A 14,496-nucleotide genomic window follows, 5' to 3' on the forward strand; every position below is an offset into this window, starting at 1 on the left:
GGCGCCGAGGCTATAACCTACCGCAGCTCCGGGGCCGGCGTGGAGTGCTCGATCCGGTCCGCGGATCGACCGGTTCGAGGTGGTTATAACGCCGATTCACGCTGTATCCGTCTGTTTCAAGGCCTGAGACGTCGCCCACTGACCGCTTGACGACACAGATTATAACGAGCATTCTGATCCGGACGCCGACGAAGGGACTCCCCGTGCCGACCGACCACCAGCAGACCTACCGCCTCGGCATCCTGCTCGGCGACGGCATCGGGCCGGAGATCGTGCCCGCGGCCGTCGAGGTGATGGACGCGGCCGTCGCCGCGGCCGGCGCGAAGCCGATCGACTGGGTGCCGCTGCCGCTCGGAGCCGCCGCGATCGAGACGCACGGCAGCGCGCTGCCGACGGAGACGATGGCGGTGCTGCCCGAGCTCGACGGCTGGCTGCTCGGCCCGCACGACAGCGCGTCGTACCCGGCCGAGCACCGCGCCCAGCTGAACCCGAGCGGCATGCTCCGCAAGCACTTCGACCTGTTCGCGAACATCCGGCCCGCCAAGGCCTTCGAGGGCACGCCCGCACTGCTGCCGGGGATCGACCTGGTCGTGGTGCGGGAGAACACCGAGGGCTTCTACGCGGACCGCAGTACGTACAAGGGCACCGGCGAGTACATGCCGACCCCCGACGTCGCGATCGCGATGGGCATCTTCACCCGGCCCGCGATCGAGCGGATCGCGCGGCAGGCGTTCGAGCTGGCCCGGGGGCGGCGCAAGCACGTCACCGTCGTGCACAAGGCGAACGTGCTGCGCCTGACGACCGGGTTCTTCCTGGACATCTGCCGGGAGATCGGCGCGGAGTACCCCGAGGTCGAGCTGGACGACTTCCACATCGACGCGATGACGGTGCACCTGGTCCGCCGGGCCGCCGACTTCGACGTGCTGGTGACCGAGAACATGTTCGGCGACATCCTGTCCGACCTGACCGGCGAGCTGGCCGGGTCGCTCGGCATCGCGCCGTCGATCAACGCCTCGCTCGACCGGGCGATGGCGCAGGCCGCGCACGGCTCGGCGCCCGACATCGCCGGGCGGAACCTGGCCAACCCGATCGCGATGATCAACTCCGGCGCGATGCTGCTCGACTGGCTCGGCACTCGCCACGACGACGCCGGCGCCCGCAAGGCCGCCGCCCTGATCGAGAACGGTCTGGTGACAACGGTCCGCGCCGGCACCCGAACCACGGACCTCGGCGGCACCGCCAGTACTACGGACTTCGCCGCCGCCGTGGCCGCCACGATCGGTTCCGCATGAGCATGTTCCGCCTGCGCGGCATCGCGCCCGCGTATCTGCCTCGGACGCTCCGGATTCTGCTGGAGAACGCGCTTCGGCACGGGACGCAGTACGAGGTGCTGAGCAACTGGAAGCCGGGCGCGACCGGGGAGATCGAGGTCTTTGCGTCGCGGGTGTTCCTGCACGACACCAACGGGGTGCCGGTACTGGCGGATCTCGCGGCGATGCGGGACGCCGTGGCGGCGGCGGGTGGTAACGTGTCGACGGTGGATCCGCTGGTTCCGGCGGAGCTGGTGATCGACCACTCGGTGATCGCGGACGTGTTCGGCCGACCGGACGCGCTGCAGCTGAACGTGGAACTGGAGTATCACCGCAACGCCGAGCGGTACCGCTTCCTGCACTGGGGTCAGCAGGCCTTCGAGCAGCTGAAGGTGGTCCCGCCCGGCGCGGGCATCATGCATCAGGTCAACCTGGAGTATCTGGCCCGCGTGGTCGAGGAACGCGACGGCGTGGTCTTCCCGGATCTCTGCCTGGGCACGGATTCGCACACCACGATGGTGAACGGGCTCGGCGTGCTGGGCTGGGGGATCGGCGGGATCGAGGCCGAGGCGGCGATGCTCGGCCAGTCGGTGTCGATGGTGCTGCCGCCGGTGGTCGGCGTACGGCTGAGCGGGTCGCTCCCGGCCGGTGCGACGGCGACCGATCTGGTGCTGACGATCACCGAACGCCTGCGGGCGCACGGGGTGGTCGGCAAGCTGGTCGAGTTCCACGGTCCCGGCCTGGCTGATCTGCCGGTGGCGGACCGCGCGACGATCGCCAACATGAGCCCGGAGTTCGGCTCCACCGCCGCGTGGTTCCCGATCGACGAGCAGACCCTCACCTACTTGAAGTTCACCGGCCGCCCCGCCGCGCAGCTCACCCTGGTAGAGGACTACGCAAAAGAACAAGGCCTTTGGCACGACCCGGCCGTCGAACTCGTCTTCGACGAAGAAGTCCACTTCGACCTCGCCGAGGTCGCACCATCAATAGCCGGCCCCAGCCGCCCCGACCAGCGCATTGCTCTTGGTGATGTGAAAAAAGCAGTCTCCCCCGAGGGCGCGTCCAACACAGACGGGCTGTCGGATGGGGCGGTTGTCGTGGCGGCGATCACCTCTTGCACCAACACCTCCAACCCAGCCGTGATGGTGGCTGCGGGGTTGGTGGCTAAGGCTGCGGTTGAGCGGGGGCTGTCGAGCAAGCCGTGGGTTAAGACGACCCTGTCGCCAGGGTCGCGGGTGGTGATGGACTACCTGGGTGAAGCGGGGCTGACGCCGTACCTGGAGAAGCTCGGGTTTCATCTGGCCGGCTTCGGGTGCATGACCTGTATCGGTGCGTCGGGGGCGTTGATCGACGAGGTCGGGCAGCAAGTCCGCGAGCAAGGCCTGTCGGTGGCTGCCGTGCTGTCCGGCAACCGGAATTTCGAAGGCCGCATCCAGCCCGACGTGCGATCGAACTACCTCGCCTCGCCGCCGCTGGTGATCGCCTACGCGCTGACCGGCCGGATGGACGTCGACCTCGTCACCGAACCACTCGGCCTCGACCACGACGGCCGACCTGTCTACCTGCACGACCTCTGGCCCAAGCCGAGCGAGATCGACGCGGTGGTCCACGCCACGCTGCGGCCGCAGATGTTCGCCGACGCCTACGCGGACATCTTCGCGGGCGATGAGCGCTGGCAGCGGCTCGCCGATCCGGCCAGCGGCGACACCTTCGCCTGGGCCGAGGAATCCACCTACCTCCGCCGCCCCCCGTACTTCGAACTGCCCGCCGAGCCCGGCGATCTCCACGGGGCACGAGCCCTGGTCAGACTCGGCGACTCGGTCACCACGGACCACCTCTCACCGGCCGGCGCCATCCCGCCCGACAGTGTCGCCGGACGGTACCTGCAGGAACAGGGCGTTTCCAGGACCGAGCTGAACACCTACGCCTCCCGCCGCGGCAACCACCTCGTGATGATGCGAGGCGCCTTCGCCAACCTCCGGCTCAGGAACGCCCTGGCCGAGGGCGTCGAAGGCGGCGTGACCCGCAAGGACGGCGTCCAGTTGTCGATCTTCGAGGCGGCGATGTCGTACCGCCAGGACGACGTACCGGTGGTCGTTGTCGCGGGCAAGAACTACGGCACCGGCTCGTCCCGCGACTGGGCCGCCAAAGGTCCTGCCCTGCTGGGGGTCAGGGCAGTACTGGCGCAGTCGTTCGAGCGGATCCACCGGTCGAACCTGGTCGGAATGGGCATCCTGCCGCTGGAGTTCAGGCCGGGGGAGGGCGACGACCTCACCGGCGAGGAGCCCATCGACATCACCCTCGGCGCCGACGGTTTCGCGACGGTCGCGTCGGCGGGCCGGACCTACCGGCTGCGGATCCGGCTCGACACCCCGCGCGAGCACGACTACTACCGGCACGGCGGCGTGCTGCCCTACGTGCTCAGCAGGCTGACGGCGAGCGAAGCGTTGCCTGACTTGGAAAGTAACTAGTAAGCTTATGTAACAGGTGATGCAATTTAACTAAGGTTACGCTCACCTATCCCTGCTGGAAGGAAGAACGCGACATGACCGCGGAAGTTGCGGAGAGCCCGGCGGAACTGCACCACTCGCACCGGGACGTGACCGGCGGCTGGCTGCGGCCGGCCACGTTCGGCGTGATGGACGGACTGGTGTCGAACTTCGCCCTGGTGGCCGGTGTGGTCGGCGGCGGCGCGAGCGGCAAGGTGGTGATCGTCACCGGCCTGGCCGGACTGGTCGCCGGCGCCTGCTCGATGGCCTCGGGCGAGTTCACCTCGGTGTCCTCGCAGACCGAACTGATGAAGGCCGAGATCGAGGTGGAGCGGCGCGAGCTGGCCAAGCACCCCGAGGAAGAGCTGAAAGAGCTCACGATGATGTACGAGGCGAAGGGCCTGCGCCCCGAGCTCGCCGCCCAGGTGGCGAAGGAACTGACAGCCGACCCCGAGGTCGCGCTGGACGTGCACGTGCGCGAGGAGCTCGGCGTCGACCCCAACGACCTGCCGTCGCCGTGGCTGGCTGCCGGGTCCTCGTTCGCCGCCTTCGCGTTCGGTGCGGTGATCCCGCTGCTGCCGTTCCTGTTCGGTGCGGCGAGCGTGCTGCCGGCGTTGCTGCTGAGCGTGGTCGGCCTGGTCGTCACCGGCGGCATCGTCGCCAAGATCACCGCCCGGCCGTTCTGGTACGGCGGCGGGCGCCAGTTGCTGCTGGGCGGCCTGTCCGCGGCCGTGACGTACGCGATCGGTCTGCTGGTCGGAACCGGGCTGTCATGACCACGCGACCGCTGAACCTCACCGCGCTGGTGAAGCAGGTACCGAAGGGCGACCACAGTGGTCGCCTGGACGCCGACGGCCGGCTCGAACGGGCCGGCGCGGTCGCGGAGATGAATCCGTGGTGCCGCCGTGCCGTGGCCCAGGCCGTCCGCCTGGCCGGTGAGTCCGGCGGTCGCAGCACTGTGGTGACGATGGGTCCGCCCACCGCGACCGACGTACTGCTGGAGGCGCTGGCCTGGGGGATCGACGACGCCGTGCACCTGAGTGATCCGGCGCTGGCTGGATCGGACTGCCTGGTCACTGCTCGCGCGCTGGCGGCCACCGTCACCGTCGACAGCCAGGCGGACCTGATCCTGGTCGGCGCGAGCTCGGTCGACGGCAGCACCGGCGCGGTCGGCGCGATGATCGCCGAGCTCCTCGGCCTGCCGTACGTCGGTCCCGTCCTCGAGATCGAACCCGAGCAGGACGGTCCGGCGGTCCGGCTGCGGGCGACCGTGCAGCACGATGACTGGACCGAGTCCGTCCTCGTCGACCTGCCGGCCGTCGTCGCCGTCGCCGAGCGCTCCTGCCCGCCCTGCAAGGCCCCGGCCGAGACCTGGCCGACCGCCGACGCGATCCGTCGCCTGACCACCGCCGACCTGGCGCCCGCCGCGGCTCCTTCGGTGTCGCCGCTGTCCGCCTCTACGCCGGTTGCCGACCGAGAGGCCGGGCGGTGGGGGCTGGCTGGTAGTCCGACCAAGGTGGCCGGCGTGCGTCCGGTCGCGTTGACTCGCGAACCGGTCATCTTCCGTGGCAGTCCGCAGGTGCAGGCGTCCCGGGCGATCGCCGAACTGCTAGCCCGCGGTTGCCTCGACCAACTGGACCTGCAGGCCGAGTCCGAAGAGTTCGTTCCGCTCCAGCGGGTCGGCGACGCCGAGCGACCCGAGGTCGTGGTGCTGGTAGGCGCCGGACCTGAGGAAGGTACGCGCGCGCTGGTCGGTGCGGCCGCAGTACTGGCGGCTGGTGCTGGTGGGTCCGTGACCGCCGTTCGGACTGACGGCGGCACGGATGCGCCTGAGTTGTCCCGCTGGGGCGCCGACGCTGTTGTCACCCTGACCGGCGACGAGCCTCGCCCCGCGGCCGCGGCCCTCAGCGAGTGGCTGGCCGCACGCTCACCCTGGGCCGTACTCGGTGCCGCCCTGCCGTGGGACCGCGAAGTACTGGCTCGGCTGGCCGTCGCGTTCGGTGCCGGCCTGATGTCGGACCTGGTCAGCCTGACCGTGGACGGCGATCGGCTGATCGGCCTGAAGCCTTCGGGTGGTGGCACGCTCGCCGAGATCGTCAGCTACGGATCCCCGCAGATCGCCACCCTGCGGACCGGCCTGCTTCCCCTGCGCCGGCCGCGCTCCGCGGGACGCCCGCCGCACTCGGTACTGGAGGTCAAGCCGGACGACGCGATCCAGCGGGCGGACCGGCGTACCGGGGGTGAAGGCGACGCGCTCGATCGGGCCGAGGTCGTGATCGGCGTCGGCCGCGGCGTCGACCCCACGCAGTACGCCGAACTCGAACCAGTGCGCGTGCTCCTCGGCGCCGAGCTCGCCGCCACCCGCAAGGTGACGGACCAGGGCTGGCTGCCGCACGGACGCCAGCTCGGTATCACCGGCCGGAGCGTCGCCCCGCGGATGTACTTCGCGGTCGGCCTGTCCGGCAACCAGAACCACCTGGTCGGCGCGAGCCGGGCCGGGACCGTGCTGGCGATCAACACCGACCCCGCGGCCGAGATCTTCGCGCACTGCGACGTCGGGCTGGTCGCGGACTGGCAGGAGGTGATGCCGTACTTGGTCGATGGACTCAGTCTCGTCGACGGACTGCGGGACCGCGGTGCGACGGCCGACTGAGTCGGCGTCGGACCAAGAGCCGGGTCAACGGCCGGATAACCTGTCCGGCATGGCGACCCGACGTACCAAGGCCAAGAGTCCCGCTCAGGACGGCTGGCTGCTGCTGATCTACAAGGTGCCCAGTGAATCCTCACGGGCCCGGGTGGCGGTGTGGCGCGAGCTGAAGCGGCTTGGCGGGTTCTACGTCCAGCAGGCGGTGTGCGTTCTCCCGGACCGGGAGGAGCTGCGGGCCGGCATGGAGAAGGTGCGGGAGAAGGTGACCGAGCTTGGCGGCTCGAGCGTCTTCCTCACCCTGACCGATGTCGGCGACGACGCTCAGGACCAGTTCGTGGAGGGCTTCCGGACCCAGTCCGCGAAGGAGTACGCCGAGATCGTCGAGGAGTGCGAGACCAAGTTCGTCAAGGAGATCGAGTTCGAGCGGTTCCGGGAGAACTACACGTTCGAGGAGGCCGAGGAGATCCGCCAGGATCTGGAGAAGCTGCGGCGCTGGCTGGCCAAGGTGGAGGACCGGGACTGGATGGATGCCGATGGCAAGGAACTTGCCAGGGCGAAGGTGGCCGACTGCGAACGGCTGCTGGAGGAGTTCGAGGCGGACGTGTACGAACGCACCGAGGGCAAGGTCTGACGGCGAGGGTCCGACGGCAGGCGCTGACCTCGGCGCGGGCTACTTGTGGCGGGGCGGTTTGCGCTTCGCCTTCGGCAGGGTCAGCAGTCCCTCGTCGGCCAGCGAGTAGCCGTTCAGTTCCTCGCGGAGCTGGTTCATCCGTTCGGTGTAGCCGAGCGCCCGGTCGCGGTCGTGCGCGGCCACGGCGATCGTCAGCGCCTCCAGCAGGATGAGCACGGTGGCCTGGCTGGTGAACGTGCCGGGCCGGCTCATCGGTGCGGACAGCACGACGGCGACCTCGTCGCGCAGTGCCTCGCCGAGGGTGTCGGTCAGCAGGATCACCGGGATGCCGGTCGCGGTGCAGTAGTCCAGGATGATCCGGCTCTCCCGGTTGATCCGGTTGTGCCCGATCACGATCACCACGTCCTCGGGCTCGACCAGCAGCAACCGGTCGGCCAGCCGGTAGCCGGTGTCGGACGCGGCCCGGGCCCGGTGCCCGATCCGGGTCAGGTGGGTGGCGATGTACTCCGAGACGCCGCCCAGGCCGGCGAATCCGCAGATCACCGTCTCGCGGGCCGCCTCGATCAGCTCGACCGCCTTGCGGAACTCGTCGGAGTCGATCGTCCGCTCGGCTTCGGTCAGCCGCTCGATGTGATCCCGCAAGGTGGCGCTCAGGACGCCTTCGGGGCCCTCACCGACGGACTCCAGGCTGGCGCTCAGCCGGTTGGCCGGCGTCAGCAGGCTCTGCAGATGGCCCTGGAGCGAACGCTTCAGGCCGGGCAGTCCGTCGAAACCGAGGGCTTTGGCGGTCCGGACGACGCTGGCGTCGCTGGTGCCGGTAGCACGGCCGAGCTCCTCGGCCGAAGAGAACGCCGCCTCCTGGGGATGGGCGGACAGATACTCCGCCACCCTGCGTTCGGTCACGGTGAGCGTCCCGATCCGGGCTGCGACCCGCTCCTGCAAGGTGGGCGGCTTGGATTCCGCAACAGTCACGACGGCTCCTTCGCCTAGCAGTTTCGCTACCGGTACGTAGCGATCATGTCATCCGCCGGGCCCAGATCACCGACAGGTAAACGATCGGCCGGCCCGTTGACAGCCACTGTAGCAATCACTACCGTCAGATGAATATTCGTAGTGAACACAACGAATAGTTGATTTCTTCCGTATCCACACAGGAGATTCCGTGACCGAGTTGCTCACCATCGACGTCTCCGGCGCCGACCCGCGTGACCGCGGCCGCCAGTACGGCGAGGCCGCGCGCGAGCCGATCGCCCGCTCGGTGGCCTTCTACGCCGAGTCGGTGGCCCGCGCGACGGGCCTTCCCTGGCAGGACATCCTCGATCGCGCTCCCGCCTGGATCCCGGTGATCGACGGCTACCTGCCGGAGATCCTGGACGAACTGCGTGGCATCGCGGACGGATCCGGACGCAGCTTCGAGGAGATCCTGGTCCTGAACAGCCGCGGTGAGCTCACCCGCGGCAACCCGTTCGCCGAGCAGGCCGCGGACCGCAGTACCGACGACGAGGGCTGTACGTCGTTCGCGATGCTGCAGCAGGCCAACGCGCTCGGCCGGGTCTGGGCCGGCCAGAACTGGGACCTGTGGGACGGCATCGCCGACACGGTCGTCGTACTGCGGATCGCGCAGCCCGGCAAGCCGACCATCATCTGCCACGTCGAGGCGGGCCAGGTCGGCCGGCACGGCGCGAACTCCGCCGGTCTGGCCCTGAACGCCAACGGGCTGGGCGCCGGCTTCGGAACGGGACTGGGGGTCCCCGGAACCTTCGTGCGCCGCAAGGTGCTCGAGAGCTGGGACATGCACGACGCGCTGGACGCCATCTTCGGCGTCCGGCAGAGCCTGTCCAGCAACCTGTTGCTCACTCATGCCGACGGTTTCGCCATCGACGTCGAAACCACTCCCGGCCGGCACGGCTGGATGTATCCGACTGACGGTCTGCTGGTGCACGGCAACCACTTCCAGTCCTTCATCCCGCCGCAGATCGACCAGTCCTACAAGCCCTTCTCGGTGGATTCGCTCTACCGGACGCCGCGTGTCGAGGAGGGCCTGTCCCGGGCCCGCGTCGACGGCACCACCGAGGAAGCGGTCCAGACCATCGTGCAGACCACGATGAGTGACCACTTCGGCCACCCCAACGCCGTCTGCCAGCACGTCGACCCGCGCCGGCACGAGCTCGACCGCTATTCCACGATCGTGTCCAGCCTGGTCGATCTGACCACTGGTACGTATCGGCTCACTCCGGGCCTGCCCTGCGGCAACAGCTACCAGGCGGCCCCCTGGAACCTTTACGACGGTCCCGGTTCCGAGGACCGTCCGCACGTCCCTGGCCCGGCGCAGTCCCTCGCCGCCACCAGGTGATCCCCACATCCCTTGCCAGGCATCTTCGACTCGAGGAGCGAATGCCATGTCCCACCCCATCACGAGAATGCGGCGCCCCGTCGCCGCGCTCGCCCTGACTGTCGCCGCGGTCGCCCTGTCCGGCTGCGGCGGCTCTTCCTCCCCCGCGACCGGTGCCGCACCGAACGCCGACCGCGCCGCTGCCGCCAAGGGCATCAGCTCGGACGTCAACCTGGGTGAGTGCGGAAAGCAGACCCGTGAGGTCAAGCACGACCTCGGCACCACCACCATCACCGGCAACCCGCAGAAGGTGGTCGCGCTGGAGTACTCCTTCGTCGACGCGCTGGCCGCGGTCGGGATGGGCGCGATCGGCGTCGCCGACGACGACCACCCGGAACGGATCATCGAGCCGATCCGGGCCAAGACCGGCAAGTACACCTCGGTCGGGCTGCGGGCCACCCCGAACATCCAGGTGATCACCTCGCTGAAGCCGGACCTGATCATCGCCGACAGCGGCCGGCACAAGGCGATCTACGCCCAACTGGCCAAGATCGCGCCGACGATCGCCTACCCCAGCCTGAACGGCAACTACCAGCAGGTGCTGGACAGTGAGATGTCGGCGGCGATCGGGCTGAACAAGTGCGACGAGATGAAGGCCCGGCTGGCCGAGCACGACAAGGTCCTGACCGAGCTGAAGGCCAAGGTGCCGGCCGGTGAGCAGCGCAAGGCGTTGTTCGTCCGGGCCTCGGAGAAGGGCTTCACCGGCTTCCCGCCGAAGGCCTACACCCCGGGCGTACTGGCGGCCGTCGGCATCGGCACCGCGTTGCCGGACGAGAACGGCGACGCGTCGGTCTCGCTCACGCTGGAGACGCTGACCACCACGAACCCCGAGGTGATGTTCATCGCCCCGAACACCGGCCCGACGCTGACCGACCAGTGGGAGAAGAGCCCGCTGTGGAAGCAGTTGGACGCGGTGAAGGAGAACCGGACGTACACGGTCAACCCGGACACCTGGTCCCGGTCGCGTGGTCTGATCTCCGCCGAAGTGGTCGCCAAGGAAGCCGTCGAACTGCTCTACGGGAAGTGACATGTCCGTCCCTGTAGACACTGCGCCCAGACCCGCCGAGGAGACCTCCCATCGGCGGCCGAAGGTCACCACGAACAAGCAGCGGGTCACCTGGGTGACGCTGGCGCTGCTGGTGATCGTCGTCGTCGGTCTGGTCTGGGCCCTCTCGATCGGCAGTCAGCAGATCTCGCTGACCCGGTTGCCCGGCGCCATCTTCAAGGCCGACGAACCCGACGAGATGATCATCCAGTCGATCCGGCTGCCCCGGGTGGTGCTGGCGCTCTGCGTCGGCGCCGCCCTGGCGGTGGCCGGCGCGCTGATGCAGGCCGTCGCGGCGAACCCGCTGGCGGCGCCCGAGATCATGGGCGTCAACGCGGGTGCGGTCCTGGTCGTCGTCCTGGCGGTCACGATCGTCCCGTCGCTGTCCGGTGCGCCGACCATCCTGCTGGCCTTCGGAGGCGCGGCCGCGGCCGGTGTCTCGGTGATGCTTCTCGCCGGATCGGGGCGGGGCCGGGTCAGTCCGGTCCGCCTCGCGCTGGCCGGCGTGACGGCCAGCAGTCTGCTGATCTCGCTGACGCAGGTGCTGATCATCTTCGACGAGAACTCCACCGACAGCGTGCTGTTCTGGCTGGTCGGCGGCGTGAACTACGCCGGCTGGCACGACATCCGCAACCTGCTGCCCTGGCTCGTACTCGGGCTGATCGGCTCGTTCGCGATGGCCCGGCCGCTGAACCTGCTGGCGCTCGGTGACGACATGGCCCGCGGGCTGGGCCAGAACGTCGAGCGGACCCGGCTGCTCGGGTCGACGCTGGTGATCGTGCTCTGCGGCGCGGCCGTGTCCGTGGCCGGTCCGGTCGCGTTCATCGGGCTGATCGTGCCGCACATCATCCGCAAACTGGTGGGCTCCAACTACGCGGTCCTGCTGCCGTTGTGCGCTCTCGGCGGCGGTGTGCTGGTGCTCTACGCGGACGTCGTGTCCCGCTACGTGAAGCCGCCGTTCGAGGTACCGGCCGGTGTTGTCACGGCGTTGATCGGCGCACCGATCTTCGTCTACCTCGCGCGTCGACAGAAGGTGACCTCATGAACGAGCGAAGCGAGTTCATCATCAAACACCGTCCGACTCGTGTCTCGTCGGCGCCCGGAGCGAAGCGAGGACGTCGATGAGCACGACAACCATCGTCGCGCAGCATGTCCGCCGTACGTCGGTGGCGCAGCGGTATCCCAGGATCCTGATGGCGTCGCTCGGCGTGCTCGCGCTGGTGCTGAGCTTCTACGGTCTCAGCGTCGGCGCCACCGAGGTCTCGATGGGTGACGTGTTCCGGGCGCTGGTCGGCGACACGTCGACGCAGGCCTCGCAGATCGTGCTCGACTTCCAGTTGCCGCGCGTCCTGCTCTGCTGGCTGGTCGGTACCGCGCTCGCGATCTCGGGTGCGGTCATGCAAGGCGTGATCCGCAACCCGCTGGCGGCACCGGACATCATCGGTGTCACCAAGGGCTCGGGCTTCGCCGGCATGGTGCTGCTGCTCGCGATTCCCGGCCTGCCGGTGTTCGCGGTCGTGCCGGCCGCCTTCATCGGTGGTCTGCTGGCCGCGGGCATGGTGTACCTCTTCGCCTACAAGCGGGGAGCCACACCGGTCCGGATCGCGCTGGTCGGTATCGCGGTCAGTGCCGCGTTCGAGGCGGGCATCCGGTTCCTGCTGGTCCGCAACCCGCTGGACGTCAGTGCGGCACTGATCTGGCTGACCGGCAGCCTGTTCGGCCGGTCGATGCGATCGGTGCTCGAGATCCTGCCGTGGGTGCTGGTCCTGGTCCCGTTGATCATGATCTGGAACCGCAAGCTCGACGTCCTCGGGCTCGGCGACGACCTGGCCGCCGGCCTCGGCGAGCCGGTCGAGAAGACCCGCCGGATGCTGCTGTTCTTCGCCGTCGCGCTCGCGGGCGCCGCTGTGGCGGTGTCCGGCACGATCGGCTTCGTCGGCCTGATCGCGCCGCACATGGCCCGCCGGGTCTTCGGCGGCAAGCACCTGGCGTCGATCCCGGCCGCCGCGCTGTTCGGTGTCCTGCTGATGCTGATCGCCGACATGCTCGGCCGTGGTCTGGCCCCGCCGCTCGAAATCCCCGCCGGCCTGGTGACAGCCGTCGTCGGTGGCCCGTACTTCCTGTACCTGCTCGTGAAGACCGGAAAGTAGGAGATCCGCCATGCGTCTGCAGGCACAAGGCGTTCAACTGGCCTATGACAAGACCGTCATCGCCAACGACCTGACGCTGACCATCCCGGACGGCAAGGTCAGCGTGCTGATCGGTCCCAACGGCTGCGGCAAGAGCACCGCGCTGCGGGCTCTGGCCCGGCTGCTGCCACCGGCCAAGGGCAGCGTGGTCCTGGACGGCAAGTCGATCCACGACACCCCGACGAAGGAGGTGGCCCGGCTGCTGGCGATCCTGCCGCAGGTTCTGGTCGCGCCGGAGTCCATCTCGGTCGAGGACCTGGTCTGGTTCGGCCGCCACCCGCACCGGACCTCTCTGAAGGTGCCGAGCGAGGCCGACAAGGAAGCCGTCGAGTGGGCCTTGAAGGTGACCAGTACCGCGGAGTTGCGGCACCAGCACGTCGACCAACTCTCCGGTGGTCAGCGGCAGCGGGTATGGATCGCGCTCTGCCTGGCGCAGGGGACCGACCTGATCCTGCTGGACGAGCCCACGACGTACCTCGACGTCGCGTACCAGTTGGAGGTGCTGGACCTGCTGCACCAGCTCAACCAGGAGCAGGGTAAGACGGTCGCGATGGTGCTGCACGACTTCAACATGGCGGCGGAGTACGCCGACCACGTGTTCGTGATGAAGTCCGGCGCCCTGGTCACGGAGGGGCCGCCGGAGGAGGTGTTCACCTGCGACATCATCCGCGACGTCTTCGGAGTGGAGTCGAAGGTGGTTCCGCATCCGGTCAGCGGCAAGCCGATGTGCATCCCGATCCGGGCCGGACTGCGGGACCGTGCCAATCTGGCAGTGGCGACCGGATGAACCCGGCGAAGGGGCGGTAAGGCATGACGGAACAGTTCACACCCGCGGCGATCGCGGCTCGATCGAAGCGGGTCGCGCCGCGGCTGCGCGAACACCTGCCGGTCACGCCGCTGGTGCCGTACGGCGCGTTCAGCGAGGAGCTCAATGCGGAGGTGCTGGTCAAGTCCGAGCACCTGCAGCGCACCGGTTCCTTCAAGGCGCGCGGCTCGATGTCGAAGATCCTGACCCTGACCGACGAGCAGCGCCGGCGCGGGGTGGTGACGGCCTCGACCGGCAACCACGGGCTCGGGGTCAGCAACGCGCTGGCCACGCTCGGCGGGCGCGGCATCGTCTACGTCCCGGAGAACGCCTCCGTCACCAAGGTCGCGGCGATCAAGCGCCTCGGGGTGGAGGTACGGGCCCAGGGCACCGATTCCGGTGCGCTCGAGCTGGTCGCCCGCGAGTACGCCGCCGAGAACGACCTCACCTACGTACCGCCGTACAACGACCCGGACATCGTCGCGGGTCAGGGCACGGTCGGGGTGGAGATCCTCGAACAGCTGGCCGGGCAGGACCTGGACGCGGTCTTCGTGGCCGTGGGTGGTGGCGGCCTGGTCAGCGGGGTCGCCTCGGTGCTCAAGCAGCACCGTCCGGGAATCCGCGTGTACGGCGCCTCGCCGGTGCGCGACGCCCCGATGGTGGCGTCGATCGAGGCCGGCAAGATCGTCCAGGTCGACGCGCAGGAGACCCTGTCCGACGGGACGGCCGGCAGCGTCGAGCCCGGCAGCATCACCTTCGAGCTGTGCCGGGAGCTGGTCGACGACTGGATCCTGGTCAGCGAGGACGCGATCAGCGCCGCACTGCGGATGGTGATCGACACCGAGCACCAGCTGATCGAGGGATCGGCCGCGATGGCGTTCGCGGCCGCGCGCGCCCGGCGTACCGAGCTGGAAGGCCGGCGGGTGGCGATCGTGTCGTGTGGCGGCAACATCTCGGCGAGCACGTTGGTGGCCGCGCTGGCCTGATC

The 14,496-nt window shown here is 69.1% G+C and carries 12 protein-coding genes; 11 read left to right on the forward strand and 1 reads right to left on the reverse strand.

All coding sequences use genetic code 11. From position 1 onward, the window contains the following. Positions 1 to 203: 203 nt before the first annotated feature. The 5 genes from ABD255_RS26385 (at position 204) to ABD255_RS26405 (ending at position 7,077) form a co-directional block, all read left to right on the forward strand. Positions 204 to 1,292 carry an isocitrate/isopropylmalate dehydrogenase family protein gene (locus tag ABD255_RS26385; RefSeq protein WP_344218544.1) on the forward strand — a complete coding sequence of 363 codons (1,089 nt, stop codon included), beginning with the start codon at positions 204 to 206 and terminating at the stop codon, positions 1,290 to 1,292. Continuing rightward, positions 1,289 to 3,781: an aconitate hydratase AcnA gene (gene acnA / locus ABD255_RS26390; protein ID WP_344218546.1), complete on the forward strand. Its 2,493-nt coding sequence runs from the start codon at positions 1,289 to 1,291 to the stop codon at positions 3,779 to 3,781. The genes ABD255_RS26385 and acnA overlap by 4 nt, the downstream gene beginning before the upstream one ends. 74 nt (positions 3,782 to 3,855) lie before the next feature. Then, positions 3,856 to 4,575, forward strand: coding sequence for a VIT1/CCC1 transporter family protein (locus tag ABD255_RS26395; RefSeq protein ID WP_344218548.1), 720 nt, complete (start codon positions 3,856 to 3,858; stop codon positions 4,573 to 4,575). Next, positions 4,572 to 6,452, forward strand: coding sequence for an FAD-binding protein (locus ABD255_RS26400; RefSeq protein WP_344218550.1), 1,881 nt, complete (start codon positions 4,572 to 4,574; stop codon positions 6,450 to 6,452). The genes ABD255_RS26395 and ABD255_RS26400 overlap by 4 nt, the downstream gene beginning before the upstream one ends. 49 nt (positions 6,453 to 6,501) lie before the next feature. Further along, complete coding sequence (locus ABD255_RS26405) at positions 6,502 to 7,077, forward strand: Chromate resistance protein ChrB (RefSeq protein ID WP_344218552.1); 576 nt, start codon at positions 6,502 to 6,504, stop codon at positions 7,075 to 7,077. Between the two features lie 39 nt (positions 7,078 to 7,116). On the opposite strand, the gene ABD255_RS26410 is transcribed toward ABD255_RS26405, so the two are convergent. Next, on the reverse strand, positions 7,117 to 8,049 hold the full coding sequence (locus tag ABD255_RS26410) for a MurR/RpiR family transcriptional regulator (protein ID WP_344218554.1): 933 nt from the start codon (positions 8,047 to 8,049) through the stop codon (positions 7,117 to 7,119). 190 nt (positions 8,050 to 8,239) lie between these two features. On the opposite strand from ABD255_RS26410, the gene ABD255_RS26415 reads away from it, so the two are divergent. The 6 genes from ABD255_RS26415 (at position 8,240) to ABD255_RS26440 (ending at position 14,494) form a co-directional block, all read left to right on the forward strand. Then, positions 8,240 to 9,430, forward strand: a complete 1,191-nt coding sequence (locus ABD255_RS26415; protein ID WP_344218556.1) for a C45 family autoproteolytic acyltransferase/hydrolase — start codon at positions 8,240 to 8,242, stop codon at positions 9,428 to 9,430. 46 nt (positions 9,431 to 9,476) lie between these two features. Further along, positions 9,477 to 10,496: an ABC transporter substrate-binding protein gene (locus ABD255_RS26420; RefSeq protein ID WP_344218558.1), complete on the forward strand. Its 1,020-nt coding sequence runs from the start codon at positions 9,477 to 9,479 to the stop codon at positions 10,494 to 10,496. A gap of 1 nt (position 10,497) precedes the next feature. After that, on the forward strand, positions 10,498 to 11,559 hold the full coding sequence (locus ABD255_RS26425; protein ID WP_344218560.1) for a FecCD family ABC transporter permease: 1,062 nt from the start codon (positions 10,498 to 10,500) through the stop codon (positions 11,557 to 11,559). Positions 11,560 to 11,635: 76 nt separating this feature from the next. Beyond that, positions 11,636 to 12,664 carry a FecCD family ABC transporter permease gene (locus ABD255_RS26430; protein WP_344218562.1) on the forward strand — a complete coding sequence of 343 codons (1,029 nt, stop codon included), beginning with the start codon at positions 11,636 to 11,638 and terminating at the stop codon, positions 12,662 to 12,664. 10 nt (positions 12,665 to 12,674) lie between these two features. Then, positions 12,675 to 13,490: an ABC transporter ATP-binding protein gene (locus ABD255_RS26435; RefSeq protein ID WP_344218564.1), complete on the forward strand. Its 816-nt coding sequence runs from the start codon at positions 12,675 to 12,677 to the stop codon at positions 13,488 to 13,490. A 23-nt stretch (positions 13,491 to 13,513) separates the two neighbouring features. After that, on the forward strand, positions 13,514 to 14,494 hold the full coding sequence (locus ABD255_RS26440; protein WP_344218566.1) for a threonine/serine dehydratase: 981 nt from the start codon (positions 13,514 to 13,516) through the stop codon (positions 14,492 to 14,494). The last annotated feature ends 2 nt before the right edge of the window (positions 14,495 to 14,496 follow it).

Source organism: Kribbella sancticallisti, from assembly GCF_039530625.1.
GTDB classification, from domain to species: domain Bacteria; phylum Actinomycetota; class Actinomycetes; order Propionibacteriales; family Kribbellaceae; genus Kribbella; species Kribbella sancticallisti.

Coding starts and splice junctions, on each gene's coding strand:
- ABD255_RS26400 (WP_344218550.1), top strand. CDS start 4,572: ATGACCACGCGACCGCTGAACCTCACCGCGCTGGTGAAGCAGGTACCG.
- ABD255_RS26440 (WP_344218566.1), top strand. CDS start 13,514: ATGACGGAACAGTTCACACCCGCGGCGATCGCGGCTCGATCGAAGCGG.
- ABD255_RS26435 (WP_344218564.1), top strand. CDS start 12,675: ATGCGTCTGCAGGCACAAGGCGTTCAACTGGCCTATGACAAGACCGTC.
- acnA (WP_344218546.1), top strand. CDS start 1,289: ATGAGCATGTTCCGCCTGCGCGGCATCGCGCCCGCGTATCTGCCTCGG.
- ABD255_RS26405 (WP_344218552.1), top strand. CDS start 6,502: ATGGCGACCCGACGTACCAAGGCCAAGAGTCCCGCTCAGGACGGCTGG.
- ABD255_RS26425 (WP_344218560.1), top strand. CDS start 10,498: ATGTCCGTCCCTGTAGACACTGCGCCCAGACCCGCCGAGGAGACCTCC.
- ABD255_RS26395 (WP_344218548.1), top strand. CDS start 3,856: ATGACCGCGGAAGTTGCGGAGAGCCCGGCGGAACTGCACCACTCGCAC.
- ABD255_RS26430 (WP_344218562.1), top strand. CDS start 11,636: ATGAGCACGACAACCATCGTCGCGCAGCATGTCCGCCGTACGTCGGTG.
- ABD255_RS26420 (WP_344218558.1), top strand. CDS start 9,477: ATGTCCCACCCCATCACGAGAATGCGGCGCCCCGTCGCCGCGCTCGCC.